The following is a 26,249-nucleotide window of genomic DNA, read 5'->3' on the forward strand; positions in this document are numbered from 1 at the left end:
TCGCACCTCCGTGTCCGAGGTAAGAGCCATCGTCCGCATAGGCGATACCGATCTGGACGGATCCAAGGCCACTGCATACGCGTTGGCCCGCATAAAGGGCATAGGCATATCGACGGCCTTCGCGATATGCAGAAGGCTCGGCGTGGACCCCTTCGCGCCTCTCGGCTCCTTGAGCGAGGAGCAAGTCTCGAAGCTGGACTGGGCCGTTAGGAACCTCCACGAGATAGCCCCCTCTTGGTTCCTCAACAGGCGCAAGGACCCCTTCAGCGGACGGGACCTCCACCTCATCGGCTCCGACTTGATCTTGGCTGCCAAGAACGACATAGACCTCATGAAGAAGCTCAGGAGCTGGAAGGGCGTTAGGCACGCCGCAGGCCTCAAGGTGAGGGGGCAACGCACCGTCACCACCGGCAGGTTCGGCCCGACCGCGGGCGTCGTTAAGAAGAAGGAGGCCCAAGCAGGAGGCGGCTCCAAGCAGTAACCATGGGCGGCAAAAAGAAGAGTAGAAAGACATATCTCGACGGCAAGCCCAAGAAGCTCTGGAACGCCCAACTGCTCTCGGAAGAGCTACAGCTAGTGGGCGAGTACGGGCTTAGGAACAAGCGGGAGCTCTGGAAGGCGAGGTCTATACTGAAGTACGTAGTGAGGCGCGCCAGATCTCTGCTCTCCATGAGGCCCGAGGAGAGGGCCCAGCTGGAGTTGCCCTTCAAGGAGAGGCTCTACAAGATGGGCTTCATAGAGGACGTGAACATCCCGCTGGATAGAATCCTCTCGCTCGACGTCAGGGCCGTGTTGGAGAGGCGTTTACAGACCATCGTCTACAAGAAAGGCTTCGCGAAGACTCCCTACGAGGCCAGACAGCTCATAGTGCACGGCCACATAGCCATAGAGGGCCGTAGGGTGAGATCTCCAGGCTTTCTAGTCCCCCGCGATCTCGAGGACAAGATATCTTTCGCCCCCAACAGCCCCTTGGCCGCCAGGGCCCAGCAACAAGCGGCCTAATAGATGGAGCCCGTAGTGGCGGTACACGGAGGAGCCGGGAGGTGGAGGATAAGCTCTGAGGAGGAGTCGCGGGTCCGCAAGGCGTTAGCCGACGCGGTCTCCGCGGGCTTGACGGCCTTAGCGCGAGGCAACGCGCTGGACGCCGTGGTCGAGGCAGTCGTCGTCTTGGAGGACTCGGGGGTCTTCAACGCAGGCGTGGGGTCGTCGTACACCATATCCGGCAGAGTCCAGATGGACGCCGGCGTTATGGACGGCAGAACGGGAAGGGCCGGCGCCGTGGCGTCCGTGGAGGACGTCAAGAACCCCGTCAAGCTCGCCAGATACGTCTTGGAGAACACCGAGCATGTTCTAGTCGTCGGGGAGGGCGCGAGGGAGCTAGCCCGCGCGGCCGGCTTGTTGACGCCCAGGAGCAGATTCTACGACGATAGGAAGAACGCGAGATTCGACGAGATGCGGCTAGAGGCCTCGGCCGGACGTTGGCATTACAGAAAGGTCCTGGAGCTAGCCAAGGCGCTCGGCATAGGCGATACGGTCGGCGCAGTGGCCCTCGACAAGGACGGGAACCTCGCAGCGGCCACCTCTACTGGAGGGGTTTGGCTCAAGCTTGATGGACGCGTCGGGGATTCGCCGATACCCGGCGCCGGCTTCTGGGCTGAGAACGGCGTCGCCGCCTTCTCCGCCACGGGCGTGGGCGAGGCTATAATCCTCTCCATGGCCTCCTTCAAGGCGGCATTATTGGTCAAGTCTGGCGTCGACATCGACCGCGCGCTCGAGGAAGTAGTCGGCGCAGTCACCGAGAGGTTCGGCCCGGACACCATCGGCGTTCTCGGAGTGGACAAAACCGGCAAGGTGGCCGCCGCGTTCAACACGGCCGCGATGGCCCGGGGCTGGGGCTCCGGCAAGGAGGTCAAAAGGATTGCGCTTCGCCGCGACGAGGTCTGGCCCTAGGCCCTCTTGCGCCAAGTCTTGGTGTCCGGATCGAACTTAAAGCCCATCTTCTTGAGCTTCGAGATGGTGTTCCTGAACTCGTCCTCCGGCAACCTACGGCCCTTGCCGACCTTGACGACCAACTCGTCGTCCTCTCTGGACACGTCCACGGGGAGCTTGGAGAGCTCCCCCTCGAGATCCACATTTCTACTCCTCCTACGTCCTTCCTCTTCGCCCATTCCACTGGAGGAATACCGATTATTAAGTTTACGCCAACCTGCCCACCCGTATTATCCTCTGTAAGGCCAGCTCCTCGGCCCATGGGGGGAGGCCCTTGTGCCTCAAGGCCTCCTTTACCAGCTCCTCTATTGCGTCGCAATCCCTCCCGTTCTGCTTCTTGCAAATCTCGACTAGATACTTCGATCTGGCCTCGAAGAGGTCCCAGTCCATGGGGATCCGCTCGCACTCGTGGTCGTAGGTGAACCCCCTCTCGAGGTCCCTTAAATGGAGGTAGAGGTGGGCGGCCGCCTTCCCCAAGTCCATGGGGCCCGGCCTCACGTAAATGCCCTCCATCCTCGCGTAGCAACTCCTCAACCCTGAATATATAGAGTTCGTATCCGCCACAAGCCCAGTAGGGCCTTTAAATTATATGCCCAACAGTTAACGTGATAGTCGGCACTTGCGGCTTTCCCAGGGGAAGGAGGGAGGTTTATAGACGCCTCGACGGAGTTGAGCTACAAGAGACCTTCTACAACATGCCCGACGAGGAGAAAATGAAGAGGCTCGCCGCAGAGGCCCCGCCCGGCTTCGTCTTCACTGTCAAGGTATTTCAAGGCCTAACGCACCCCGCCGGCAGCCCTACCTATAAGAGGACCAAGGGCTTCCGCCCCGGCGAAGGCCACGGCTATCTTAGGCCCACTAAGGAGAACCTCGAGCTCTGGGATGAGTTCAAGAAGCGCGTGGAGCGCCTCAAGCCGCGCGTCTACGTCTTCCAGACGCCGCCCAGCATGAGGGCCGATATGCTCCGGGAGGCCCTTGAGTTCTTCAAGAGCATAAGCGGCGAGGGGACCTACGCTTGGGAGCCCAGGGGGGAGGTGGCGAAAATCGAGGGCTTGGACTACATCTTGGCCGAGGTCGGCGTGTCCCTCGTGGTCGACCCGTTGAGGAGGGGCGTGCCCAGATCGCCCGTCCACTACTTCAGGCTACACGGCCTCGGCAAAGGCGAGGTGAACTACCGCTACAAGTACACCGACGAGGACCTCAAGAGGTTGGCGGAGCTAGTGAGGGGGCTGGACGCATATGTCATGTTCAACAACGTGTACATGTTCGAGGACGCTGTTCGTTTCAAGAAGCTCCTCACTTCCTGAGCCTGTAGTACCTTGCGTCGATGGATTTATCGTACCCTATCTCGACTTTCCCGGTCAACAACAACAAGGCTGGCAGATACGGCGAGCGCTCAATGCGCCTCCGATCCGCTCCGTTCTTCAAGGCGACCTTCCAGGCGTCGTGTAGCTTAGACTGCGGGGCGTGGCGCAACGCACGCTCCACGAGCTTGACGGTGGTCCTCAAACACGGCCCGTCTTGGCACTTGTCGCTTGCGCCCTTGAGCACTCTCACCGAATAGTACACGAGGGGCGCGGTTATCGGAAGCCCCGTCGATGGGTCGTCCAAGAGCTTGACGGGCGTGTTCCGCGCCGCGAAGACGGCCGACCAAAATCTGCGGGCCACCTCGTCGGGGTCGTCTATGCCGAATATCCTCCGTGCGTGCCCCCTCATTATCTTGTCCGCTATCTCCTCGTCGTCCTCGCCCTCGACCTTGAGCCTCCTCAGCTCGACCACGACTCTAAAAGCGCCCCAGTCCTTGGTGCGGCCTAACAGATAAGGATCGACCTCGAGGAGCCCCTTGGCCTTGGCCCATATCTTCTCGAACAAATCCGCCGCGCCCAACGCGTCCTCGCCGCAGTTGGCCACGAATAGGCCGTTCGAGGAGCCCTCCACGGCGTCTGACAGCAAATCGCCGCCGAAGGCCGCGCAAGTCCTTCCGCCTCCCCGGAACACGTAGAACGAAGAGAAGAGCCGAGCGTAGCGCGCCTCTACGTCGAAGTTGTCGAGGACTTCGAGGACCCTCAATTTGTTGAGGACAGGGCCTTGCGTCACGACCCTCAACGACTTGACGCGGGAGGCCAACTGCAAGAGCCCGCGTCCTCCCAACACGCGAGTCGCGGCGTCCACAGCCTCGGGCTTGTACTCCGAGAGGCAAGCCTCTAGACTTATGCACAACATAACTACGCGGGCGTACGCGTTTTAAAGCGTTTACGTGAACTTTTTATTTAAGGAGTCCAAGCCGTCGGGGATGACAGCCTCCGATGCCGATCGGTGACGTGTTCACGTACCGGCTGAGGCGTATATCCTGCACTTGCCCTGCACGTTGAGGACCTCCTTGACCGTCTTGCACAAGGCCATGGCGCCTAGCTTGGCCAAATAGCTCCAGAACACGCCCCTCTCCAACGGCACCACCTCCGCATCGCTTTCGTTATGTCTAGCTACTGAGTCCACGAGGAGGTATATGGTCTTGCCGAAGGAGAGCGCCCTCGACTTGACGTCAAAATGCGGCCAGAACTCGCCGCATTTGTAAACCGTTACGAGGGCCCTCGAATAGAACCTAGGCCACGAGAGCAAGAGTACGTCAACCCTCACGTTGGCCGACACCTTGCAAGGCGTGCCGAACGACACGGTGTACTCCGCAGGCCCGGCCGCGGAGAACGCAGGGTTCTCGAGCTCCGCCTCGGTGACCTCGGGGATCTCCATGACATAAACCACTTTTCTAAAAATTAAGGCGTTGTCAAAGGCCGGCGCAAATGGTGGGGCCGCCGGGATTTGAACTTGCCCCGGTATTCCGACCGGGCTCACCGGCGATCTGATGACGGGGCTCAGCCCCAGGCCGGCATCCTCCCAAGCTAGACTACGGCCCCTCCGCCCTTCTCGACCTCGAGTGTTTATAAAGTTTGTTGAAGACGCTCGCGCCCGCGGTCAGCTCCGCTCGGCGGGCCGCAAGGGCTGGCCGATGGCGATAAATAGTTCTATATATCTTATTTTCTATAATTATGATATTCATTCCTAATAAAATATTTAATAATTATTAAATATAGAATAAATTAATATAAATTACATTAAAGTAACCCTTTACCTCTTATCGGAATAAATAAATTCTATTTATATTAATCTTTATCAATAAGTTTTTTATTTAGACAAAAAGCTATAATAATTTATATATTATCCTCCATGTCTTTAAACATGTCATCTGGGCAAGAGCTCGACGTGAAGCTCCCCTTCGACGCCTATGTCATCAACGAGCGATATAAGGCCAGCCCCGAAGCCATAAAGGCCTATTGGGAGTTCCACAAGAGGTCCGTCGAGAACCTAGAGGAGTTCTGGGCCTCGATAGCCAGAGAGCTCGAGTGGTTCAAGCCCTGGGAGAAGGTGCTGGACGCCTCGAACCCGCCGTTCTACAAGTGGTTCGTGGGAGGGGAGTTGAACCTCTCGTACCTAGCGTTGGACAGACACGTGAAGACTTGGCGCAAGAACAAGCTGGCCTTGATATGGGAGGGCGAGCCGGTGGACCAGTCGGGATACCCCACGGACCGCCGCAAGTTCACCTACTACGACATGTGGAGGGAGGTCAACAGAGTGGCCTACATGTTGAGGAACAACTTCGGGATAAGGAAGGGGGACCGCATAGCCTTGTACTTGCCGATGATACCGGAGGTCCTCATCGCCATATTGGCCATATGGCGCATAGGCGCTGTCCACACTACTATATTCTCGGGCTTCTCGGCCGACGCTTTGGCCGATAGGCTGGCTGACTTCAAGCCGAGGTTGATCGTAACCGCGGACGGCTTCTGGCGTAGGGGGAAGGTCGTGAGGCTGAAGGACATAGTGGACAAGGCCTTGGAGAAGGCGCCGGGGGCCGAGGCGGTTCTAGTCGTCAAGAGGCTCGGCCTAAACGACGTGCCCATGACCGAGGGCAGGGATTGGTTCTGGGAGGACGTCCTCCGGGGAGTGCCCCACAACGCCTACGTGGAGCCTCTGCCGGTCAGGAGCGAGGAGCCCTCTCATATACTCTACACGTCGGGCACCACGGGCAAGCCCAAGGGCATAGTCCACGACACGGGCGGATTCGCGGTGTCTATCTACGCCGATATGAAGCAGATCTTTGACGTGAAGGACCACGAGGTCTACTGGTGCACTGGGGATATCGGGTGGGGCACCGGCGCGTGGTACGTGGCTACGGGGCCGTTCCTAGTAGGCGCCACCCAGGTCATGTACGAGGGCGCCCCCGATTACCCGCAACCTGATCGTTGGTGGGCCATTATAGAGAGATACGGGGTCAACGTGTTCTTCTCCTCGCCCACGGCCATCCGCATGTTCATGCGCTACGGCGAGGAGTGGCCCAGGAAACACGACTTGTCGAGCCTCCGGGCCGTCTTCACGGTGGGGGAGCCCCAGAACCCAGAGGCCTTCTGGTGGATGTACAGAGTGTTGGGCGGGGAGAAGATCTTCGTGGGCTCCACGTGGGGCATGACCGAGACCGGCTCCGTGCCGCTCGACATAGCGCCGGCGTTCTTCCTATTGCCCATGAAGCCCGGGACCAACGGCCCGCCTAGGCCAGGCTATGACATAGACGTCGTCGACGAGAACGGCAAGCCGGTCCCGCCCGGCGTCAAGGGCTATTTGGTAATCAAGAGGCCTTGGCCCGGCATGCTGCACGGCATTTGGGGAGACCCGGAGCGGTACATAAAGACCTATTGGTCTAGGTTCCCCGGCATGTTCTACGCCGGCGATTACGCCATAAAGGACAAGGACGGCTATATATGGGTCTTGGGCAGAGCGGACGAGGTCATAAAAGTGGCCGGGCACCGCTTGGGCACCTACGAGCTGGAGTCCGCCCTGATCTCGCACCCCGCAGTGGCAGAGGCCGCGGTGATAGGGGTGCCCGACCCCATCAAGGGCGAAGTGCCCATAGCCTTCGTGGTGCTCAAACAAGGAGTGGCCGGCACCGACGAGTTGCGGAAAGAGCTGAGGGAGCACGTGAGGAGGACGGTGGGCCCGATAGCCGAGCCCTCGCAGATATTCTTCGTCACGAAGTTGCCCAAGACGCGCTCGGGCAAGATAATGCGGAGAGTGCTTAAGGCGGTGACCGTCGGCGGCCAGATAGGCGATGTGACCACGCTGGAGGACGAGGCATCGGTGGAGGAGGTGAAAAGGGCGTACGAGGAGGCTAGGAGGGAGCTGGGGGCCCAACTCTGATTTTTTAATGCGATAGATAGTCCATGCCCTTCGAGGTTAAATTCCACATATACTGGTCCCAGACCGACGCCGCCGGGATAGTCCACTTCTCGGAGTTCTTCGCGATAGTGGAACACGCCGAGGAGGAGCTCTACAGATCCAAGGGGGTTCTGGACGTGCACGGCCGCATGCCCAGGGTGGAGGCCTACGCGGTGTTTAAGTCCCCCCTCAGACGCGGCGATGTGGCTCGCGTCGTGTTGAGGCCCTTGGAGCTCAAGGAGAAGGCGGTCAAGTACGGCTTCGAGATATACAACGAGACCACAGGCGCGCTCTCGGCAATCGGGCACGTGGTCGCTGTCTGCGTGGAGAACGAGGGCGGCAGGCTGAGGTCCACGAGGTGCCCGCCGGAGCTCATAGAGGCTTGGAGGAGCGTGGAGCAGTAAGTCGGCGTTAGCCGGAGCCGCCTCGTGTTCCTCGCGTTGGACAAGCCGGCGGAGGCCTACACCACTGCGCGAGCTCGAGCTCGGAGAGGGCCTCGGAGTTCGCGATAAGGGTTAAAGGGGCGTTGGCGGGGCTGGGACGGCCCGCGTAGCCCCCCTACTTCTCCGCGTACGTCTTGTTGGAAGGGGCTCGGGCGTCGGTATGCCGTATCGGGACGCCGACGCTCAACTTGCCCATGACGTCTAGAGCGTCAACGTGGAGTTGGACGTCGCAACCGTCCAGGGTCAAGCGATAGGCCCTTTGTAGGTCCTCAGCTTGTTATAGCCCAACAACGCGTATACGTCCCCTACTAATATCAATATTAAGCCTACTAGGATTATGGCCGTTAATGCCCCGTACCAATACCACTTAGCAGCGCTACGGAAGTCGCCAACTCCGCTGGCATCGGCCAGCTCCACGTAGGCGTTTTTGAGAAATCTATACGAGACTATAATTACCACATATGCGGCCGCCACCAACGCCACGATGACAGCGATCGTCGAGGGTTCGATAACGGGCGCAACAGATGATTTGATAGCGGTCGCAGATGGGATGGGAGTAGAAGGTGGATGGGGCGAGATTGAGGTGGTTATGTGAACGAATGGGACGGCGGACGCGAAAACGGCTAGAGGCGCCAGGATAACGACTACAATTCCGACGATTATCGCGACCACGGCATATAACGCGTTTTTGAATATGCCGGGTCTGCCAAAGGCCTTGGACAGCTTGTTGAGGGCTATTAGGACCATTATGATGCCTGCTAGGCCCAAGCCCGCGGCCGTGTACGGCCCAAACGCGCCCGCGAAGCTGAGGATCATGAAGATCACGCCGATGAGGCCTACAAGGCCCGCGCTCCTCACCTCCTCGACATCAACGCTCGAGGTCACGTTAGCACATAGCCTTCATTAAATATTGTAGCAACGTAGCCGATTGCCTATCGGCGGTCCGTATAAGCAGCATTTAGCTACTTATGTTCGCCTACCAACGAGTCGTACGCGGCAAGCGCGTCCTGAGATGCCGCTATATTGCATGTGCGAGCAGTTGACCGTGCCGGACCTCGAGGCAAGGAGCATAGTAGCCGATATCTAAACATATTAGGCTACCGCGCAATGATTGAATCGAAAATGAAGCGCATCAAGCTGAATTTCGCAGGGCAGGAGATCGAGTTCGTAGATAGGGAAGTGGCCATCAGGCAGATAGAGGAATTAGCGGAAAGAGGCACTTGGTGGCCCTTGGTGGTCTACGGGCCCGAGGGCTGCGGCAAGACCGCATTGCTTAAACAAGCCGTAGAGGTCCTTAGAGACCACGGCTATGAGGTCTCGTATATAAACCCTTTGTCCAGATCGGGGGAGGATAAAGTGGTTCTCACAGAGGGGCTCAGGAAGCTGATCGTCGACCTAGGATCTCTGCTCGTCGGAGACGCGGCGAAGTTGATAGACGCTGCCGTGGAGCTTCTCTACAACGCCGTCAAGAAAAAGCTAGCGAAGAAAATTGCATTGCTTGCAGACGACGTATTCCAAGCTGTGGGGCTCGATAAAGCCGAGCTACTCGTCAAGGGTTTTCTGAACATGATAGAATACCCTCCCGTGAGGTATGAAAAAATCGTAATACTCGTATCATCGAGCGAAGGAGTAACTTGGAGGCGCGTTGGGCGTCATAGGTGGGCCGAGATAAAGATAGTGTGGAATATGCCCAAGGAGGGGTTTAGACAGTTGTACGAGCGAGTGCCCGAGCAGAAGCCGCCGTTTGAGGACGTCTGGAGGTGGACCGGGGGGAATCCGGAAATGTTGGAGAGACTGTACAAGTCGGGCTGGGACGTTAACGGCATTATTAACGACATTGTCAAGGACAGAGAGCTTGACATCATGGTGAAGGCCTTGGACAAGGAGCAAGTGCAAATACTGAGGCGGGCTGTCGAGGACCCTGACGTGATCCACGAAGAGGCGGCTAAGGCAATGCCGTTAGTGGATAAATTAATCGAGAACAATTTAATCGTCAAAATATGGTATAGGGAACAGAGGACGTGGATCGACCAGCCGCCGCCCGAGAAGGACCTCGAGCTAGGCATCGGCACCTACTACGCTTGGCAGACGCCGCTACACAAGGAGGCGGTGAGGAGGGTCGTTGAGACATAAGGAACTCAAGCTCGCAGACGGCGCTCGGGCAAGGAGCTGTGCGATCGAGAGGCCTTGCGCTAGTGCGCCTAGACCGAACGAGGAACTCGCGGAGCGCGTAGAACACGGCGGAGCCGAACGGGGCCTTCACTGCTACGAGGAGGCCTCGGCCTCAGCGACGGGCGGCCTCATGGGCTTGCGGCAACGCCTGCGGGTCCGAGAAGTCCGCGGAGTAGCGGCGCATATGTCCTGGTCTCCACTTAGTCGTGGGCCCGCGTCTATTTCCATTCTCGCGCGTGGGCGCTTCCGGTTCGATGAGCGGCTCCGTCGAGGAACAATCGCGAGGCCTCTCCAAACCGCCAAGGAGAAGGCCGCGGGCCTCGCGTTGGGTTAAACGCCGGTCGGCGCCGCGTGGAAGCCCTTTAAAGGTGGGTAGTATTTGTGGAATCGATTAAGATTAGGAGGGAGACGAAAGAGAGGCTCAGGAGATTGATCGGCGAGCTCGAGGCAAAGTGGGGTAGGAGAGTGAGCATAGACGAGGCCATTAACTTCTTGTTGGACCAATACGCCGTCGACATGGGCGCGTTCTCCGAGGCGTTGCGGCTCGTCCGTAGCGCCGTGAAGCCGGGCGAGCTCTACCCCGAGCTGAGGCGCGGCAGGCTCGAGGATGAGGGCAGTCCTTGATACAAGTGTCGTCTTGGGCGTTCTCGACGGGGAGCTCTCCGACCTCGAGGCCGAGATAACCTCGGGGAGGCTTATACCCTACATGTCCGCCGTGAGCTTGGCCGAGGTGAAGTACGTATTGTGCAAGCGCATGGGCAACGAAGCGGCCAGACGCGTGGTCGAGCTGCTCGTCAAGTCGCGGGCCTTGAAGGTGGTGGATTAGGCCGGAGCTCCACCAGGCGGCGGCCGAGTGCAAGCGCAAATACGCGATGGCTCTCGGCGATTGTTACTCGATAGCGTTGGCCAAACTACTTGGCGTGAAGGCGTATTTCGGAAAAGAGTCCGAGCTAGAGAGGGCGATAGAGAGGGACAAGTCGTTGGGCGTGGTCTTCGTCTAACCTCTTTCAACTCGGCCCGCGCTGTCTTGCGCCTCTCATAAGCCTCGGCGCCCTCTCGGCCGCGACCGTCATCCTAGGTCGCCCCTTCCGGGGCCGGGACGCCTCGCGGCGTCGTGGCAAGAGCCGCCGTCATGAGGGCGTATAGCCGAGCCTCTCGATCAGCCTTCGAGGACCTCTTCACGGCTCCATACGTGGAATCCTCATCACAGCCCGTATTGTCTTTCCGGGTTTTTGAATCGAGCGGCTCGCGGTTGCGCTAATCCGTTAGCCGATCGCGGCCGCGGAAGTTCCAGCGCTTGGGAGAGGCGTCGCTTGTTATTTCCAGCCGTCTGGGCTTGGGCTACGAGGGCTGGGCGAAGCGCAAAGCGATGCGTCTGAGAGATCCCGGCAATTGAAGCGCCGCAGCTCGCGGTATCGGCCTAAGGACTAAGAGCTCCGCGAGGAGGAGCGCCGAGAAGGCCAGTTGCGACCAAGGCCATAGGGCGAACGACAAAGAGGCGGCTAGCCCCGGCAATAGGAAGACAAGAGGAATCCCCCTCCTCAGCTCCCGCTCTTGCGAGACGAAGAGGGACGTGGCGACGGCGGCCGACACGTAGCTGGCCGCTACGGCGGACCACGCGCCCATCGCGGAAGCCGACATGGCCACGACCGCGACGCCCGCCGCGTATCCGGCCGCGAGGATGATCGCAGACCTCCAGCCCCTGCCGGTGAGCCAGAAATACCCTCTGAAGATGCTGAGAGGGGCCGCGGCCGCCGCGGCGCCGAGGAGGGCCATGGCGTATGGGATAGCGGCGGCGTATTGGCCGTGCACTACGCCTATTATGGGCAACAACGGAGCAAACGCAGATGCCGAGGCGGCCAAGACCGAGGAGGCTATCGCGGAGGTCCTCGAATAGTCCAGCGCTATTGGGAGGCCTCCGAATTGGGAGGCCCTTGCGAGGTATACCGAGTAGACGGAGTTGACGAGCCCCGACACGACCCCTGCGGCGTACGCCGCCAAGTTGTAGAGCCCTACGGCCGAGGGGCCCGCCAGGAGGAAGAGGAGATACGACGTGGCGTTGGAGGCGATCGAGCTAGCGTACGCTATCGCCCACTCCTGCACGCCTAGGCTCAAGAACCGCTTGAAGCCCGACTTGAGGATGGGCAGTCCTTTTAATGGATTGGGGATACGGCCTAAGGCCCGCGCGTAGTAGGCGATGGAGGCGGCTTGGCCTAGTATTATCGAAATGGGTATGGCGTATACGCTCCTAGTCAGGACTATCAACACTATCTCCGAGGCCCTGAACGTCAAGCTGTACAGGACGGCCCCCGCCGCTTGGCTCTCGAACTTACCCACCATCCAGAGCCCAACGGACAAAGCAGTGGATACGTTTGAAAAAACTACGCTCGCCAAGACGAGGAGGGCCAGCTCGAAGTACTTAGACGGAAAGGAGGTGAGGAGGCGGGGCAGAAGGGCGCTCGCCAACGCCAAATAGGCGGCGGTGAAGGTTAAAATAACTAAGATCAAGGCCGCGTGGTAGCGCGAGGCGTCCTCGCCCTTCCTCCACGCCGCGGCGCCTGTCCGCATTATGGCTATCTCCACGCCGAAGCTCGGGAGGAGGAGGCCCAAGAGCCCTAACGCCGCTTGCAACGAGTTGTATAGGCCGTATTCCTCCAACGGGATATATCTAGTAAGGACGACCACGTACAACACGGCGAAGAGGTAGTTCGCTACGTTCGCGGCATAGCCCAGCCCTATGCCTCTCACCGGCGATTCCACGGGAAGCAGAGGGGCTATTTTAAAGTAGACCGCCGCCGTTCGCCGAGCTAAGACGGGACGCCCCCCCCCCCCGGGGGGGCCTAAGCGTCCTGCCCGTGGGCGCTAAGGCGTCTCCGCGCGTTGCGCCGGCTACGGCCCGCTTCGCGTTAGGGCGCGGAGACGGCTCTCCCGGGCGACCTGCGCGGCCGTCACCGCCCTTTTAAGAGCCTCCTCAACTCGGCGAGGAGGGGGATCTCGGACAACATCTCGTCTGTGACGTACTCCCAGTAGATGCCCCTAGGCTTGGGGTCGACCCTCTTCACGTATATAACGCGAGTCGGCGTTGCGATCACGTCGACGAGGAGGTCGAAGGGCTCTTTGGGTATCTCGTCGTCGACGAGCTGGACGTCGTGGACAGTGGTGGCGACCGGCGTCTCCTCCCCGGCTTTTCCCAGCGCCGTGAGTATGCCCCATTCCAGCTCGGCGTAGCCGTGTGATTTGCCCAGCCTCCTCCCGCTCTTAGGGTTCACGGCGACTGACCCCACCACGACCAAGTCGACGCGGGGGAGGTCCCAGGGCTTCGTCGGCTTGCCCCACTTGAAGGCCCCGCCTATAGTCGACGCCTCTTTGTAGGCGCTCTTGGGCATTAGCCCGGGGTCTAGGACTAAAAAGCCCTCTTTAATTCTGGGCGTCGGCATCACCACGATTTTCCCGGCCGCCAGGGCGGCCTCGCGGCAAGGGCGTTGAGGCGCGTCTGGGTTTATCTTGACCGCGACTGCCTTGACGAAGGCCTTAGTCCCCACTAGCTTTTCGCAAGCCCGCTCCGCCCCCTTGAAGTTCGGGATCCGACCGAAGACGGGGCGGGGGAAGGCGGCTATGCCCCTCTCCTCCATTAGGCGCCATATCCTCTCGCGTATGGCCGCCTTCGCGTCCTTAGCCACGCCCAATAACCCTAGCCGCTATAAAGCTTTAGCGCGTCCCGCCTCGCAATAGGCCGTGACGAGCCCGGCGCCCAGCGGGCGCGAGCCAGCGGCCCTTCTAGAACACCAGGACTTGGTAGCCCTTGCCCACGTAATGGGCTATCCTCTCCCCGGCGGGCTCTAGCGGCACTCCCAACATCCTCAACCTCTCCTCGATGCCCTTGGCCTTGGCGTAGTTGATACAAGCACTGTCCACGGCCCCTCTCTTGAGCAAGCGCTCGAAATTATCCTTGGGCTCGCCCGAGAGGTACAAGAGCTTTTCCTGCGAGGGGCCCCAGAACACGATCTTCAAATCCTCGTATAGGCCCTTCTCAACGGCATTGGCCGACATCCTGAGGGCCAATTCCATCTTCACGTCGCCGTCCATTATCACTACCAAGACCTTGGCCATGTCCTATTCTATAGCCCTATATTTATATATTCTCCGCCGAGGGGAGTTTTTTAAATAGCCGTTCTGCCGAAGGTATGGAATTCGCCGAGGCGCGCAACGCCGTTCGCCTCGCCGGGCCGATCGGCGACTTCTCGGCACATCGTGAGCCATGGACTTCGTCGTAGTCTTGCCGACGCTTAACGAGAGGGAGGGGCTGGCCGCGACTCTGGACGAGCTGTTCGCGTCCGGCATACCGCGCGACAAGATCTTGGTAGTCGACGGCGGCTCGACGGACGGGACGTGCGAGGTCGCCGCGCAGGCGGGCGTGCGTTGTATACTCCAGGAGGGCAGAGGCAAGGCCATGGCGGTCAAGACCGCCTTGAGGGCCGCGAGGGCCGAGGTGGTCGTGTTCATGGACGCCGACTTCACCTACCCCGCTCGCCATGTCCCGGAGCTCTTGTCCTTGGCCGAGCGATGCGACGAGGTCATCGGCGCGAGGAAGATGGTCGAGCCGGGCGCGCAGAGGGCGATCTACAAGCTGGGGAATTGGGCTTTGACTAAGTGGTTCAACTTAATCTTCGGGACCCGCCTCTCGGACGTCCTCAGTGGGATGTACGCAGTGCGGCGAAGCGCCGTGGCTGACATGGACTTCGCGTCGACAGGCTTCAGCATAGAGGCCGAGATAGCCGCGCATGTAGCGTCCACAGGCGGCGAGATCTGCGAGGTCCCCATCGCCTACAGGAGGCGCATCGGCCGGAAGAAGCTGGGCGTGCGCCACGGCTTCCAGATCGCGCGCGATATCCTCTTGCTCTCGCTCCGATACAACCCCGTATTCCTCATGTTCTCCGGGGCCGCCCTGCTCGTGATCCCGGGATTCCTGCTCGCGTCTTGGGTGGCCTACGAGTGGATCTTCGAGGGCGTGAAGCACTTCGTCTGGGGCATCATCGCAGTCGCGTTGCTGGCGGGCGGGATCTCCTCGATCGCCATGGCCCTCCTCGCCCTTTACCTCAAACGCATGGAGATACGCCTCATGAAGGCCATCAAGAGGCGATGGACGGCTTGAATTACTCATAGGCGCGTTAGGGGCGGCGATCGTTCGGAGCCGTCGTCCGCGACGACCGCGGCGAGCGAGGTGCCGACGGCCGAAACGGCGCGGCTCTTTCGCGGGCCGCTGTCGACGGGCCCTAGCGGTTATACAGACGGGAATTATAGGGCAACCTCGGCAAAAGGGCCATGGCCACGGCGAGCGCGTTCAGATCTCTCCTTTCTATTCTCCCTTTGCTGAGAACCCCCACGAGGCCCTCCCTGTAGCCCACCGCGGGCCTTCCGAAGAAGGACTCGGCCAACCTCCCCAGCTCAGCCCCCTTGAGCACATCGGCCAAGAAGACGACCGGCACCTCGAAGCCCGGGCCCACGCCTATCGTGACGAGGCCCGAGCCGTCCGCTATCGCCGCGACCGTGACGTCTAAGTAGAAGCCCTCGGCCTCGACGGCACCGGCCTCTATCCCCACCCCGTGCTCGGCCCCCGGTGCGGCCGAGACGGCGTGTTTGGCCCTCTCCACGGCGCCTCTGACCACTTCGCCTAGCCCTATCGGCTGTTGCGGCAAGCCAGAGGGCTTGTCCACGGACACGACGCGGGCCCTTATGCCGAACGTGCGATATGCCGACTCGACGGCCCTCAGCTTGTTGGGGTTTTTGGACGCCACGGCGACGATCACGTCGTCCGCAACGCGCCGGTTTAAAACACTGTCGGCGCATGGACGCGGCGAGGGCAGACGGGTCCTCCTCAAGGCGCCACCCCGCGCTCGTGGCACCTACGGCGGTGGGGTCCCGGGCCTCGCGGACGAGGCCGCCATCTATATAAGCCTAGGCGTACTCGACGATATGGAGAGATTCGAGGCGGCCCCCGGCATATACGTCGAGTTGATCACAGGGGATATCACGGAGGTCGAGGCCGACGCCATAGTTAACGCGGCCAACTCGTATCTCGAACACGGCGGCGGGGTCGCGGGGGCCATAGTCAGAAAGGGCGGTTACGTAATCCAGGAGGAGAGCAGGGAGTGGGTTAGGAGACACGGCCCGGTGCCCGTCGGCGGGGTCGCGGTGACGTCGGCGGGAAGGCTCAAGGCCAAGTACGTCATACACGCGGTCGGGCCCCGTTGCGGCTCGGAGCCCGTGGAGAAGATCGGCGAGGCGGTGGAGAACGCCATATTGAAGGCGGACGAGCTGGGCCTCTCCAGCGTGGCGTTGCCGGCTATCAGCACCGGCGTGTTCGGTTGCCCCTACGGGCCGGCCGCCGAGCAGACCGCCGAGGCCGTCAAGCGCGCGGTGCCCAAGCTGAGGAGCGTGAAGAGGATAATAGTATGCCTATACGGCGAGGAGCCCTATAGGATCTACGTAGAGGCCTTCAAGAGAGTCTTCGGGGCGCGGTAGATTTATAATAAGGACTACGAAGAGGACGTGAACCCTATCAGAAGCCTTTTGAACAAGCTCAAGTGGACGGGCCGACGGGGCCTCATAACTTATATCAACAGGGGCTCCCCGGGCGATGCCGAGGTCGTGTCCACGGACGAAGTGGAGGAGATAGGGCGCGACGGGTTCACCACAAAGAGAGGCGCGTATATCCCCTATCACAGAGTCGTCGAGGTGAAGGACGACGAGGGAAACGTGTTGCTCAAGCGCGGACCGCTCGCCGACGACGTCCCGCCGAGGGGACCTCCCGAGGGCCGAAGGCGTCGTCCTTGACGCGCCTCCGCGGCCCCTAGCGGCCTTTTATGAACTCGACCATCTCCGCCACTTCCTTCTGGAAGTCGGGGTTCGGCGCGAGGCCCAACAACCTCCGCATCTTCTCGCAGCTGAACCTCCGGCTCACGAACGGGAGATGTCTTTTCAATTCCTTAGGCGCGGCGATCCTCATCATCGCGGCGGGCACGGGGACGTGTAGAGCCCTCTTCCCCAACGCCTTCTCGATCGCGAGGACGAAGTCGGAGATCCGCCTGGGCTGGCACTCCGTCGCGAAGAAGAACTCCTTGTAGAGGCCCAAGGAGAGCCTTATGGCCTTCGCGAGCTCTCTGGCAGATATGGCCGAGACGGCGGCGTTTATCATCGGGGCTATCCCTCTTTCGACTAAGCCAGTGAGCGCGACCCATTCCGGGTGGTCGTTGAAACGGCCGTACGCCAACACGGGCCTCACAATTACCCAATCCTCGAAGCACTGGGCCACCGCCCTCTCGCCCTCGGCCTTCCACTTGTCGAAGTCCGAGACTGGCGCGATCCCTCGTAGGTGGACCTCCTCCTCGACGATGGGATCGCCCACGGGGCCTCTGACGGTGGCCGCCGATATGTGTATCGCCTTCCCCCTCCAGCCCGCCCTCTTAGCGGCCTCGCACAACCTCTTGGGGAACTCGGCGTTGGCGTCCTTGATGACGTCGGGGTTGCCGAAGTACTCGCCCACTAGGTTTATCACCACGTCCGGCTTGACGGCCTCCAGAGGCGCCGCCGGGTCTCTGTACTCGAGAAGCTCGGCACGGCTGGAGACGAACTCGGCTATCCTCGGCCTCCTCCGCGGCGATCCGGGCCTATGGGCCACGTACAACTCCTCGCCCGATAGCTCGTCGACGACGTTGGCGCCTATGAATCCGAGGCCGCCGTAGACGAGTATCCTCACTAGCTATTCGATTCTGCCTTTTATTAAACCCCTCTGCGCCAAGAGCTGGACCAACGCCTTGGCGCCCGCCTCGGGCGGGACGCCCTCGTTGTATATGACCAAGTCGGGGCTCTCGGGCTCCTCGTACGGGTCGTCCACCCCTGTGAAGTTCTTTATCTCCCCGGCCAACGCCTTCTTGTACAAGCCCTTGGGGTCCCTCTTGATGGCCTCCTCTAGGGAGACCTTGACGTATACCTCCAAGAAGGGGGCTTCCTCCTCGACGATCCGCCGCACCTCGGCCCTGACGTCCCTATAGGGCGAGACGAAGGCCGCCAACACCGCCACTCCGTTCCTCGCCAGAAGGCGGGCGATCCACGCGACGCGTAGCAGATGTCGCCTCCTCTCCTCCCTCGTGAAGCCCGCGTCAGTGTTTATCGTGGAGCGAACCCAATCCCCGTCCAACACCTCGGTCCTAATCCCCGCCTCCCTCAAGAGCGCCGCGGCGAGGAGCGCTATGGTGGACTTGCCTGAGGCGGGCAGGCCCGTGAGCCAGACCACGAAGCCCCTCTCCAGGCACTTCATAGCGCTTGTTCCACGAGTCTTGCCACGTCCAGCGCGTGGACGTCCTTCTTGCGCTTGTCGCCCCACGTCGCCGCGTAGAAGCCGTTGAAGCTGTGGAGCGAGTCGTCGGGCCCTTTGTCGTTGCCCTCGAGCCACGGCGATTCGTAGCCGACGGTCTGGACCGGCCTCACTCTGACCGAGTCGAAGTAGACCATGAGGTCAGGGTAGTCCCCCTTCACCTCTCTGTAGAGCTCCGACGGCTCGTACACGGCGTTTTGGATATAGCCCCACGGCGCCTTGAGGACCCGAAGCCTCCTCTTCAACTCCCTCTTCACGTCGTGGGCCTCCTCGCCCTCGGCCGTGACGAACACCCTCGCGTAGTACCCGCCCCAAGCAAATGCCTTCGACCGCCTCTTGTCCACGACCTCATCTACGTCCACTCCGCGGCGGGGCTCGGCCTTGAACTCGACGAAGCCCCATTGGGCCAACACCTCGTTTATCGCCAACACGCCCCTCTGCGCTTGGTTTCCGTGATCCGACACGACGAGCACCTCAGCGTCGCGGGGCAAGCGCTTTATCAACCGGCCGGCCAGCTCGTCGACTAGCTTGTAGTAGCGCGGTATCTTGTCCTCGTGCGGGTTGCCGGGCTCGTAGAGGGGGTGTTCGGGGTCCCAGTACTTCTGGAAGAGGTGGTGGACGCGGTCGGTCCCTATCTCGTGCAACACGAAGACGTCCCAGCCGAACATCTCCATGAGCTTCTCGGCAACCTCGAAGCGCCTCTTAGTCATCTCCACAAGGGAGCCGAATGCTTCTTCTTTCTTATCCGTGCGGTACTCCACGTCGAAAATATAACGCCCGATCGCCTCGGCCAGCTCGGGGGGATGGGTCCAAGGCCTTCCCTCAGGCGTCATGAAGTCGGAGATCCAGACCCCGTAAGGCCTCGGGGGATAGCCGGGCGGCAGCCCTATGACCACGGAGCGGAGGCCCCTCCTCTCCCATATGTATTGTTCCCTCAAATCGCGGGACGTGACGATGTAGCCGCGCCCCGTCCTTCTGTCCAAGTGGCGGAAGCCGTATATGCCGAGCTCCCCGGGGTCCTTGCCCGTGAACATCGAGGCCCAAGCCGGCACCGTGATCGGCGGGTCCACAGCCCGCATGACGCCCTTAGCGCCTCTGTCCGCGATCTCGGCCAAATTGGGCAGCTCGTCCCTCATGCGCTCGAAGGCCTCGTAGGGCACGCCGTCCAGCGCGAGGACGAATAGCATGGGGCTTAATTACTCTAAATTATTAAACATTATCCTAAATTACGCCGAGTGTGGTTATAAAGCAGCGAGTACGCGAGTACGTGCCCAGGAAGTACACCACTATCTCGATCCCCGTCTCGCTCTACCGACAAATAGAGGAGCTCATAAAGGGGACAGGCTTCTCCTCTGTGTCGGAATTCGCGGTGTACGTGCTCAGAGAGGTCGTCGCGTTGAAGAAACAGACGAGGTCGGGGCCGGAGCTGACACAAGAAGAGCTGGAGCAGTTGAGGAAGAAGCTCGAGGCCTTGGGCTATTTATAATTAAAATTTTACAATATAATTTTATTTAACTATAATTTAGCATAAAAATATTTAACACGATCGTTTTCGCAAATCCATGGTCTCCAGGAGGGCCTTCTTGGGGATGGGGGCATTGCTGTTGGTGGGCATCGGGCTGGGGTGGGGCTTGTCTGAGCTGTTGAGGAGGCCGACCCAGGTGGTGACCGGGGGACAAACGCTGACGCCGCCACCACTACGTCGTCTAGGAGGCCTCAGAAGTTCAAGCTCGCCTTTGTGGCCTTCCAGACGGGCGCGGCCTCGGTCTTCGGCGTTCCCGCGACTAACGCCGCCAAGCTCATAGTCGACGAGATGGACAAGGTGTTAGACCTGCACGACTATCAATACCGCCGACCTGATCCGGACGCTACCTCGTCCGCCGAGATGGGGAAGAAGTCGCCGTGGATATGGGCGATCTCGTCGAAGCGGCGGCCTCGTCGAGGGCGTAATGGGCCGAGGAACGCGAGGGCTTGAGAGCGGTGGAGGCGTTGAGGAGTCGACGACGGATCTGCTAGGGGCGTGGGGCCTTGCGTTTGATGTATTGCACTATATCGCGTATGTCCTTCTCCACTAGCTCTGTCCTGGGATAGCGGGAGTACACGCCCTCGGCGTCTACCCCGTTGTATTGGAACTGGTGGAGGTCCAGCGCCTTTTCCACCACTAGCTCCAGCTCCGCGTCCTCCAAATACGCGGCCACCTCCTTCATGCGCGTGGTGGGCATGAGGGCGATTATCAAGTCCACCTTGGCGACCTTCCGCCGCGGCCCTGCCCTCCTCTCGCCCGGGAATTTATCGGCGAGCTTCTCCCTCTTCTCCGCCGCCGTTGCTGCCAGATACGCCTTTACTGCTTGGAAGGCCTTCCCCGCCGCGTTGCGGAGGAGGCCGTTTTTCAGGAACTCCTCGGCCAGCTCGGCCTCGTACAACGCCTCCTTCAGCCTATCCCGCTTGTATTTCTCCAAATCGACCCACGGCTTGGCCAACTCGGCCACGTGTAGATAGCCCTCTGTTAATATGGTTTTGGCGCCTGTCATAAAATCCGAAGAGAGGCCGCTCCGACGCCTTTTTAGGCCGCTTCGTCAGCTCTTGACCGGTGCGTAGTATGCGGAGTGGCAGCCCTTCAAAATAGCGGTCACGTTCAACGTCCTAGTGGCGGGGTCGTACACGCCCTCCACCACCACCTCGTCGCTGAACTGGAAGGAGGGGCCGGCGAGCTCCAAGACCTCCTTGTAGGGCACCACTGCCTTTATCGTGAAGCCGTCTCTGCCCCTCAGTATTAGGTATATGTAATCGCCCTCTCTGCCGTACTCCACCAACTGCCCCGACACCTTCACAAAACCTCCGCGGAAGTTCTTGAGATCAGACACGTCCTTCGGGGAGCCCAAGTAGAGCGACGCGACGCCAGCGGCCAAGAAGACGGCCGCCAACGCCGCCGTTATTATCCACTTGTTCATAGCCTCCTCCTCGTCCAGAATATAAAGGCCATTGCGGCGAAGTACAACGCGGCGTTCACGTAAGCGCTGTAGTGTCTAACCAACTCCACGCGGCCCCCCGCCAGGGCCACGAAGTTCTTGGGAAGCGTGGGCGTTCCGTTGAAAAACACAGGAGTTAACACTTGTTCAGGGGGCACCTCCAACACCCTCCCGTCCTCTAGGATTATGGAGGAGGACGTCACGTTCATAACCCGCACTGGGTGGTAGAGGAACCAAGGATACATCAACGCCAAGGCGGCCGCGGCTCCCGCCAAGTAGATGTACGCGGAGAGCTTGTCGGGCTTTTTCCAAATGAGTAGGACGAAAATAGCGAGGACTAACACAATCCTAACCCCCATGTAATGTCCCAGAGGACCCGGCAACGTGGTGCCCGGCGCCGGGTGGAGCGATTGGACCAACACGGGGGCTAGGAGAGAGGCCACCGCCAACACGAAGCCGGCTATGATATAGGATTGGCCGAGCTTTATGCTCCTGTCGGGGTCCTCCACGCCTCTCCTAATGGCCGGGTATAGGGAGAAGATTAAAGCGAGGACTAGGACGGACATCTGCCTGGGATCTAAGGCGAAGGGGGTGCCCCAGCTCTCAGCCGCCCAGATGGTGCCGCTGATGAAGGCGTACCACGCCAGGATCGCCACCGAGTATGCAGAGAAGTCCATCAACCGCACCGACCTTTCCGAGGGACCTCTCAACGCCCCCCACAAGGCCACCGCCAAGGCCAACACGGCCATCGCATACATCGTGACGGCCGCCGGCACGTGGACGTACACGTTGAGATAGGCTGTGGGGGATCCCAGCTCCTTCACCACGAGGGGGAAGGGGCCCCAGTTCACGAGATAAAGAGCAGAGATCACGTCAGTAAGCACGAGAAGAGACCACCACCGCATACGCGCAAGGATTCCTCTATATATATATGTTGTATCATATAGCCCTCGACGTTTCCCTTACGTCTAGTCGATTTTAGCCTCGCGCGTCGAGCCGCATAGGTCTCGGCCAAGTGGTGAACAAGGAAATCTTCGCAAAGAGGGGGGAAATTGCGGCATATGGACAGCGGGCAAGGAGGCGCAACTCGGCGAAGACGAGAGCTCGTCAGACGCGGCGACTCTGGAGGTCTTCGGGTCTGGGCCCGCTGAGGACCGGCTATTCGGAAACGCCAATAATCCCCTATCCCGTTTCATCCAAACGGCCAGCTCCGGCGGTCCACATCTATAAGTCCGCGTGTTTCGCCTGCAGTGGGCTTCAAGAAGTGGTTCGTCGTGGGGATCGCCTCGGCGTCGTTCTTCTTGAGCTACTTCTCGAGGCTCGCCTGGAGCATCGTATCGGCCTATTCGTCGTTGAGGCCCACCGTCGTGGAGAACAGCGTGGTCTTCTCGTTGTTCTTCGTCGGCTACGTCATCGTCCAGCTGCCGTCGGGGCTGATATCGGATAGGGCCGATCCCAGACGCGTGGTCGCGGCCGCGTTGATGGGCCTCGCGGCTTCGTCCATAATCTCGGGGCTGGGCAACAACATGTCGGTCGAGTACGCGGCCAGCTTCCTCATGGGCTTCTCCGCCGGTTGGATATACCCCGGCACCGTCAAGCTGATAGCCGCGAACTTCGAGGGCAGGGAGTTGCCCGTCGCGATGGGCTACTACAGCCTCGCGTGGCCGTTGTCCATAGTACTGGCCGGCGCGGTGTTGCCCTTCATCAGCACGAGCTTGGGCTGGCGGTGGGCGTACTACATAATCGGGGCCGCGGCGATAGCGGTATCCTCGTTGTGCCTAATCGTCGACGGCGCCAGTCCGCCGAGAGCCGGCAGGACGTCCGTGGACTTCTCGGCCTTCAAGAGCCGCAACGCCATAGTCGTTAGCCTTTCCGGCTTCCTATTCTTCTTGTCTTATTGGATAATAACGTTGTACGCGTACGACTACTTCTTGGCCTTGGGATTCGGCGACTACTTGGCTGGCCTCGCGTACTCGCTGCTCGCCTTGCTGGGGATACCGTCCACCGCGGCGGCCGGCTACATAATCGGCAAGCTGAACGTCAAGAACACCTTGGTGGTCTTCGAGGCGATATACGGCGTATTGGCTATGCTCCTCGGAGCGCTCAAGGGCGTGTGGATAATCGCTGTGGCCGCGGCCATGGGCTTCGTCAGGTTCGTGATAACGCCGGCCAACTCCACGGCCGTTTCGCTAATAGGTAAAGAGAGGGCGGGGAGCATCGCAGGCCTCGCGAACTTGTTCTGGCAGCTCTCCGGCGCCGTGGCCCCGGGCGTTGCGGCGTATCTCCTATTGGCGCTTGGCTATCGTTATCTATGGTTCTTCTCGGGCTTCGTCATATTGGCGTCCGCGTTGATATACCAAATCCTGTTGGACTTGAGGTGAGGCGGGCGCGCCTACCAGGAGCGCGGAAGCCGCTTAGAGGTCGCCGTTAACATTCGCCGAGTTCGCGACAATATTTCAACTACCAGCATATTAACGCCTCATGTGAATGCAGGTTAAAAGAAAATCGGCGAAGGAATTGATATAGGGCAGCTGATACCTTTTCAACTACGGCGCGTGCTAGCTGGGACCAGCTAACACAGCACGAGGATTGACAGCGCAGTCCGCCTCGACCTCGCCCTGCGTAGCGTCCTCGCGCCGACGCTGCCTCGACAAGTCGTCGCCTCGATCGAGCTTGCGTCCGCCAGGGGCTATCGCCGGTTTAACCGCGCCGACTAGAGAACAGGCTCAATTAATTCGCCTCAGTCTGCTTGTGGCCTCGAAATTTTCATATTTCACTTATATTTTTTATTATTGTTGAGTCTACTATTATTATTAGATTTAAATAAAATCCACTAATAATAACTTATTTTTAAATTTATATAATAAATAATTATCTATTTTTACTCTCAAATCCTTTTCATAAATATCGAGGGTTAGCGCGATCGGCCCGAGGCCTTGGGCTAAAGGGCGTAGTAGTCGTACTTCTCGACCTTAGGCCTTCCCGTTTCCAGCGACTCCTTGACGCATATCAGTATCTCCTCGGCGATGGGCTCCGGCGACGGCAACCTCTTGGAGACGCCCCGACGGCCTCTGACGACTTGAACCCTCTCCATCTCGTCGTTGAGCACGCCTATTGTGCACAAGAACGCGTAGTACAACACGTCCTCTATATCGGCGCCCTCGGCCTTGGCCCTCTCCGCCACTTGCCTGGCCAAGGTCTTTGCGAACTCGGAGAGCTCCTTCGGGATCACTACTCCCAGCAAATTGCCAAAATAAATATATTTCTTTCCCTAGAAAACCGACTTTTTACTAATATTTAGAATAATATCCAGAGAATAAAAATCCAAAATCGTTTTTACATATAATGATTTATGCGTTCTTTTGAAAAAGACGCCTCGCTAAGGCTGAAGGAGCTCCTCGGCCTTCAGCTTGACCATGTGGTGTAGATCCCCGAAGCTCATGCGGAGCAATTCTAGGCCTCTTCGCGTCAACGTCACAAAGCCCCTCTCCAGCTTGACGGCCCCCAGGCCCTCCGCCGTGCTCAACACGTTATAGAGCTCGTCCAGCGTCAAGTGCAAGCTCTTGGCCAACTCCCCTATCTGGGCCCTACCGCCGAAGTCCAAGATGAGCTTCAACAACCCGGATAAATTATCGGCGTTTACGTCCTCCACGAATATTATATCCGCTATCTCTTTTTAAGCTTGTATCGGACTGAGTACGAGACGTCTGCCGGCATGGGGTACAACTGAAAGCCTCGCCCTTTAGGGCGAGGAGGGGGTCTAGCAATGGCCAAAATCGATATTTTAATAGGGAACGGGTGGTATATGGGCCTCAAGATGGAGCAATACGGCCTCGTCCTCAAGGAGGTCGAGGCGGGGCCCGGCGGCAAGAGGACTCTGGAACTCCTCTTCGGCCCTCAGCACCCTACATCCGGCCATATTAGGTTTTTCGTCGAGCTGGACGGCGATATAATCGTCGACATAAGGCCGGACCCCGGCTTCGTGCACAGGACCATGGAGAAGTTGGGCGAGACTAGGCATTTCATAATGAACGTGCCCCTCTTCGAGAGGCTCTCGTTGCCGGACGCCATAAACGTGACGTGGGCTTACTCCATGGCCGTCGAGAGGATGATGGGATACGACGTGAGCGAGAGGGCCGAATACCTCCGTACGCTATTCGGCGAGATGAGCAGGATATCTGTACATTTGTACGACCTCGCGCTACACGCCATAATGATAGGCTCCTCGACGGGCTTCATGTACGGCTTCGGCCTCAGGGACCTCTTGGTGAACCTCTGGGCCATCGCCACGGGGGCCAGGACCACCCCCACTTGGGTCCTGCCGGGAGGAGTCAGGAGGGCGCCGCCGAAGGCGTTCTACGAGAGGCTGGCCGGATTCCTCGACTTCCTCGAGAGGAAGATGGACGAATTTTATAGGCTCGTCATAAAGAACCCAGTGGGGTACTACAGGCTGAAGGACGTGGGATATCTCAGCAAGGAGGAGGCCGCCGCGTATTTAGCCACGGGGCCGGGCGCCAGGGGGTCGGGCATCGACTGGGACACGAGGCGCGATATGCCGTACGGCGTTTATAAACAAGTGGAGTGGGAGGTGAAGGTCCAAGACGGCGGCGATTCCTTGGCCAGAACCCTTGTGAGGTTCGAAGAGGTGATGGAGAGCATTAAGATAATCAGACAGCTCCTCAAGGTAATGCCCATGGACGGGCCCTTGATAGGCCACAACGCCGCCCATAAAATACCCCCGAAGGATAGGGAGCTCATCAACGAATTCGTGAGGATGAGCGGCTATTACGTCACCACGACGAACTTAGCCGAGGGCACGGGCTTGACGGAGGGGGGCCGGGGGCGCTATTTCTTCCAAGTCTTCGGCTCCGGGACTGAGAGGTTGTTCAGAGTAAGAATTTCTACTCCCTCATGGCAGAACTTACGGGCGTTCATGAAGGCCACGATAGGCGCTAGGCTGATGGATTTGCCTGCTATATACGGAAGCTTCGGCTTCTTCCCGCCGGAGGCAGATAGATAAATACGACCTAGTAGAGC

At 59.6% G+C, this 26,249-nt stretch carries 34 protein-coding genes and 1 tRNA gene; 17 read left to right on the plus strand and 18 right to left on the minus strand.

All coding sequences use genetic code 11. The features are described 5' to 3' along the window. The first annotated feature begins 10 nt into the window (after positions 1-10). The 3 genes from ACZ5PA_RS02760 to ACZ5PA_RS02770 are packed head-to-tail and all read left to right on the plus strand — an operon-like array spanning position 11 to position 1,950. Positions 11-481: a 30S ribosomal protein S13 gene (locus ACZ5PA_RS02760; protein ID WP_464930762.1), complete on the plus strand. Its 471-nt coding sequence runs from the start codon at positions 11-13 to the stop codon at positions 479-481. Between the two features lie 2 nt (positions 482-483). Beyond that, the gene (locus ACZ5PA_RS02765) at positions 484-1,002 is read left to right on the plus strand and encodes a 30S ribosomal protein S4 (RefSeq protein ID WP_464930763.1); all 519 of its coding nucleotides are present in this window, start codon (positions 484-486) and stop codon (positions 1,000-1,002) included. 3 nt (positions 1,003-1,005) lie between these two features. After that, a complete protein-coding gene (locus tag ACZ5PA_RS02770; protein ID WP_464930764.1) occupies positions 1,006-1,950 on the plus strand; it encodes an isoaspartyl peptidase/L-asparaginase in 945 nt (314 codons plus the stop codon). On the opposite strand, the gene ACZ5PA_RS02775 is transcribed toward ACZ5PA_RS02770, so the two are convergent. Further along, entirely contained in the window at positions 1,947-2,168 is a 222-nt protein-coding gene (locus tag ACZ5PA_RS02775; RefSeq protein WP_464930765.1) for a hypothetical protein, read from the minus strand. The genes ACZ5PA_RS02770 and ACZ5PA_RS02775 overlap by 4 nt on opposite strands. Before the next feature lie 28 nt (positions 2,169-2,196). Continuing rightward, entirely contained in the window at positions 2,197-2,502 is a 306-nt protein-coding gene (locus ACZ5PA_RS02780) for a hypothetical protein (protein ID WP_464930766.1), read from the minus strand. Between the two features lie 92 nt (positions 2,503-2,594). Here ACZ5PA_RS02780 and ACZ5PA_RS02785 point away from each other — a divergent pair, with 92 nt between their 5' ends. Further along, positions 2,595-3,296: a DUF72 domain-containing protein gene (locus tag ACZ5PA_RS02785; RefSeq protein ID WP_464930767.1), complete on the plus strand. Its 702-nt coding sequence runs from the start codon at positions 2,595-2,597 to the stop codon at positions 3,294-3,296. On the opposite strand, the gene ACZ5PA_RS02790 is transcribed toward ACZ5PA_RS02785, so the two are convergent. From ACZ5PA_RS02790 to ACZ5PA_RS02800, 3 genes are all read right to left on the minus strand, one after another. After that, on the minus strand, positions 3,286-4,212 hold the full coding sequence (locus tag ACZ5PA_RS02790; protein ID WP_464930768.1) for a hypothetical protein: 927 nt from the start codon (positions 4,210-4,212) through the stop codon (positions 3,286-3,288). The two genes, ACZ5PA_RS02785 and ACZ5PA_RS02790, sit on opposite strands and share 11 nt — an antisense overlap. Positions 4,213-4,314: 102 nt before the next feature. Continuing rightward, positions 4,315-4,737 carry a hypothetical protein gene (locus ACZ5PA_RS02795; protein ID WP_464930769.1) on the minus strand — a complete coding sequence of 141 codons (423 nt, stop codon included), beginning with the start codon at positions 4,735-4,737 and terminating at the stop codon, positions 4,315-4,317. 51 nt (positions 4,738-4,788) lie between these two features. Beyond that, a tRNA-Pro gene (locus ACZ5PA_RS02800) sits at positions 4,789-4,901 on the minus strand. Between the two features lie 322 nt (positions 4,902-5,223). Between ACZ5PA_RS02800 and acs the strand changes: the two genes are divergently transcribed. Together acs and ACZ5PA_RS02810 are read left to right on the plus strand one after the other, a co-directional pair. Continuing rightward, positions 5,224-7,236: an acetate--CoA ligase gene (gene acs, locus ACZ5PA_RS02805; RefSeq protein ID WP_464930770.1), complete on the plus strand. Its 2,013-nt coding sequence runs from the start codon at positions 5,224-5,226 to the stop codon at positions 7,234-7,236. A 23-nt stretch (positions 7,237-7,259) separates the two neighbouring features. Continuing rightward, complete coding sequence (locus ACZ5PA_RS02810; RefSeq protein ID WP_464930771.1) at positions 7,260-7,658, plus strand: acyl-CoA thioesterase; 399 nt, start codon at positions 7,260-7,262, stop codon at positions 7,656-7,658. A 282-nt stretch (positions 7,659-7,940) separates the two neighbouring features. Here ACZ5PA_RS02810 and ACZ5PA_RS02815 read toward each other — a convergent pair whose 3' ends face one another. Further along, a complete protein-coding gene (locus tag ACZ5PA_RS02815; RefSeq protein ID WP_464930772.1) occupies positions 7,941-8,582 on the minus strand; it encodes a DUF996 domain-containing protein in 642 nt (213 codons plus the stop codon). Between the two features lie 237 nt (positions 8,583-8,819). Between ACZ5PA_RS02815 and ACZ5PA_RS02820 the strand changes: the two genes are divergently transcribed. The 4 genes from ACZ5PA_RS02820 (at position 8,820) to ACZ5PA_RS02835 (ending at position 10,870) form a co-directional block, all read left to right on the plus strand. Beyond that, entirely contained in the window at positions 8,820-9,830 is a 1,011-nt protein-coding gene (locus ACZ5PA_RS02820; protein WP_464930773.1) for an ATP-binding protein, read from the plus strand. A gap of 420 nt (positions 9,831-10,250) precedes the next feature. Continuing rightward, positions 10,251-10,493, plus strand: coding sequence for a hypothetical protein (locus ACZ5PA_RS02825; RefSeq protein WP_464930774.1), 243 nt, complete (start codon positions 10,251-10,253; stop codon positions 10,491-10,493). Further along, complete coding sequence (locus ACZ5PA_RS02830; protein ID WP_464930775.1) at positions 10,477-10,695, plus strand: PIN domain-containing protein; 219 nt, start codon at positions 10,477-10,479, stop codon at positions 10,693-10,695. The genes ACZ5PA_RS02825 and ACZ5PA_RS02830 overlap by 17 nt, the downstream gene beginning before the upstream one ends. Before the next feature lie 46 nt (positions 10,696-10,741). Then, positions 10,742-10,870: a hypothetical protein gene (locus ACZ5PA_RS02835; RefSeq protein ID WP_464930776.1), complete on the plus strand. Its 129-nt coding sequence runs from the start codon at positions 10,742-10,744 to the stop codon at positions 10,868-10,870. A gap of 340 nt (positions 10,871-11,210) precedes the next feature. On the opposite strand, the gene ACZ5PA_RS02840 is transcribed toward ACZ5PA_RS02835, so the two are convergent. From ACZ5PA_RS02840 to ACZ5PA_RS02850, 3 genes are all read right to left on the minus strand, one after another. Beyond that, entirely contained in the window at positions 11,211-12,629 is a 1,419-nt protein-coding gene (locus ACZ5PA_RS02840) for an oligosaccharide flippase family protein (protein ID WP_464930777.1), read from the minus strand. 188 nt (positions 12,630-12,817) lie between these two features. Beyond that, on the minus strand, positions 12,818-13,549 hold the full coding sequence (locus ACZ5PA_RS02845) for a 5-formyltetrahydrofolate cyclo-ligase (RefSeq protein WP_464930778.1): 732 nt from the start codon (positions 13,547-13,549) through the stop codon (positions 12,818-12,820). Positions 13,550-13,646: 97 nt separating this feature from the next. Further along, positions 13,647-13,979 carry a hypothetical protein gene (locus ACZ5PA_RS02850; RefSeq protein WP_464930779.1) on the minus strand — a complete coding sequence of 111 codons (333 nt, stop codon included), beginning with the start codon at positions 13,977-13,979 and terminating at the stop codon, positions 13,647-13,649. Between the two features lie 148 nt (positions 13,980-14,127). Between ACZ5PA_RS02850 and ACZ5PA_RS02855 the strand changes: the two genes are divergently transcribed. Beyond that, positions 14,128-15,021, plus strand: a complete 894-nt coding sequence (locus ACZ5PA_RS02855) for a glycosyltransferase family 2 protein (protein ID WP_464930780.1) — start codon at positions 14,128-14,130, stop codon at positions 15,019-15,021. A 121-nt stretch (positions 15,022-15,142) separates the two neighbouring features. Here ACZ5PA_RS02855 and yjjX read toward each other — a convergent pair whose 3' ends face one another. Then, positions 15,143-15,676 (minus strand): inosine/xanthosine triphosphatase, encoded by a 534-nt coding sequence (gene yjjX, locus ACZ5PA_RS02860; protein WP_464930781.1) that lies wholly within the window; start codon positions 15,674-15,676, stop codon positions 15,143-15,145. Positions 15,677-15,842: 166 nt separating this feature from the next. Between yjjX and ACZ5PA_RS02865 the strand changes: the two genes are divergently transcribed. Continuing rightward, entirely contained in the window at positions 15,843-16,391 is a 549-nt protein-coding gene (locus ACZ5PA_RS02865) for an ADP-ribose-binding protein (protein WP_464930782.1), read from the plus strand. A 27-nt stretch (positions 16,392-16,418) separates the two neighbouring features. Beyond that, on the plus strand, positions 16,419-16,703 hold the full coding sequence (locus ACZ5PA_RS02870) for a DUF504 domain-containing protein (protein WP_464930783.1): 285 nt from the start codon (positions 16,419-16,421) through the stop codon (positions 16,701-16,703). A gap of 16 nt (positions 16,704-16,719) precedes the next feature. Here ACZ5PA_RS02870 and ACZ5PA_RS02875 read toward each other — a convergent pair whose 3' ends face one another. Genes ACZ5PA_RS02875 through ACZ5PA_RS02885 form a run of 3 tightly spaced genes read right to left on the minus strand, consistent with a single transcriptional unit; the run spans position 16,720 to position 19,430 of the window. After that, positions 16,720-17,625, minus strand: coding sequence for an NAD-dependent epimerase/dehydratase family protein (locus ACZ5PA_RS02875; RefSeq protein ID WP_464930784.1), 906 nt, complete (start codon positions 17,623-17,625; stop codon positions 16,720-16,722). A gap of 3 nt (positions 17,626-17,628) precedes the next feature. Then, positions 17,629-18,186, minus strand: a complete 558-nt coding sequence (cysC, locus tag ACZ5PA_RS02880; protein ID WP_464930785.1) for an adenylyl-sulfate kinase — start codon at positions 18,184-18,186, stop codon at positions 17,629-17,631. After that, a complete protein-coding gene (locus tag ACZ5PA_RS02885; protein WP_464930786.1) occupies positions 18,183-19,430 on the minus strand; it encodes an alkaline phosphatase family protein in 1,248 nt (415 codons plus the stop codon). Before ACZ5PA_RS02885 ends, cysC begins: the two co-directional genes overlap by 4 nt. Before the next feature lie 80 nt (positions 19,431-19,510). Here ACZ5PA_RS02885 and ACZ5PA_RS02890 point away from each other — a divergent pair, with 80 nt between their 5' ends. Together ACZ5PA_RS02890 and ACZ5PA_RS02895 are read left to right on the plus strand one after the other, a co-directional pair. Then, entirely contained in the window at positions 19,511-19,729 is a 219-nt protein-coding gene (locus tag ACZ5PA_RS02890) for a ribbon-helix-helix domain-containing protein (protein ID WP_464930787.1), read from the plus strand. A gap of 252 nt (positions 19,730-19,981) precedes the next feature. After that, positions 19,982-20,218 (plus strand): hypothetical protein, encoded by a 237-nt coding sequence (locus ACZ5PA_RS02895; protein WP_464930788.1) that lies wholly within the window; start codon positions 19,982-19,984, stop codon positions 20,216-20,218. 37 nt (positions 20,219-20,255) lie between these two features. Here ACZ5PA_RS02895 and ACZ5PA_RS02900 read toward each other — a convergent pair whose 3' ends face one another. The 3 genes from ACZ5PA_RS02900 to ccsA are packed head-to-tail and all read right to left on the minus strand — an operon-like array spanning position 20,256 to position 22,117. Beyond that, positions 20,256-20,774 carry a PaREP1 family protein gene (locus ACZ5PA_RS02900; protein ID WP_464930789.1) on the minus strand — a complete coding sequence of 173 codons (519 nt, stop codon included), beginning with the start codon at positions 20,772-20,774 and terminating at the stop codon, positions 20,256-20,258. Between the two features lie 45 nt (positions 20,775-20,819). Beyond that, the gene (locus ACZ5PA_RS02905) at positions 20,820-21,194 is read right to left on the minus strand and encodes a hypothetical protein (RefSeq protein ID WP_464930790.1); all 375 of its coding nucleotides are present in this window, start codon (positions 21,192-21,194) and stop codon (positions 20,820-20,822) included. Continuing rightward, entirely contained in the window at positions 21,191-22,117 is a 927-nt protein-coding gene (gene ccsA, locus ACZ5PA_RS02910) for a cytochrome c biogenesis protein CcsA (RefSeq protein WP_464930791.1), read from the minus strand. The genes ACZ5PA_RS02905 and ccsA overlap by 4 nt, the downstream gene beginning before the upstream one ends. Before the next feature lie 345 nt (positions 22,118-22,462). On the opposite strand from ccsA, the gene ACZ5PA_RS02915 reads away from it, so the two are divergent. Next, positions 22,463-23,593 (plus strand): MFS transporter, encoded by a 1,131-nt coding sequence (locus ACZ5PA_RS02915; RefSeq protein ID WP_464930792.1) that lies wholly within the window; start codon positions 22,463-22,465, stop codon positions 23,591-23,593. A gap of 560 nt (positions 23,594-24,153) precedes the next feature. Here the strand turns inward: ACZ5PA_RS02915 and ACZ5PA_RS02920 are convergent. After that, complete coding sequence (locus ACZ5PA_RS02920; RefSeq protein ID WP_464930793.1) at positions 24,154-24,444, minus strand: hypothetical protein; 291 nt, start codon at positions 24,442-24,444, stop codon at positions 24,154-24,156. Between the two features lie 147 nt (positions 24,445-24,591). Beyond that, positions 24,592-24,864: a hypothetical protein gene (locus ACZ5PA_RS02925; RefSeq protein ID WP_464930794.1), complete on the minus strand. Its 273-nt coding sequence runs from the start codon at positions 24,862-24,864 to the stop codon at positions 24,592-24,594. 114 nt (positions 24,865-24,978) lie between these two features. Between ACZ5PA_RS02925 and ACZ5PA_RS02930 the strand changes: the two genes are divergently transcribed. Beyond that, positions 24,979-26,232 carry an NADH-quinone oxidoreductase subunit D gene (locus ACZ5PA_RS02930; protein WP_464930795.1) on the plus strand — a complete coding sequence of 418 codons (1,254 nt, stop codon included), beginning with the start codon at positions 24,979-24,981 and terminating at the stop codon, positions 26,230-26,232. Positions 26,233-26,249: the final 17 nt, after the last annotated feature.

Source organism: Thermoproteus thermophilus (assembly GCF_055392855.1).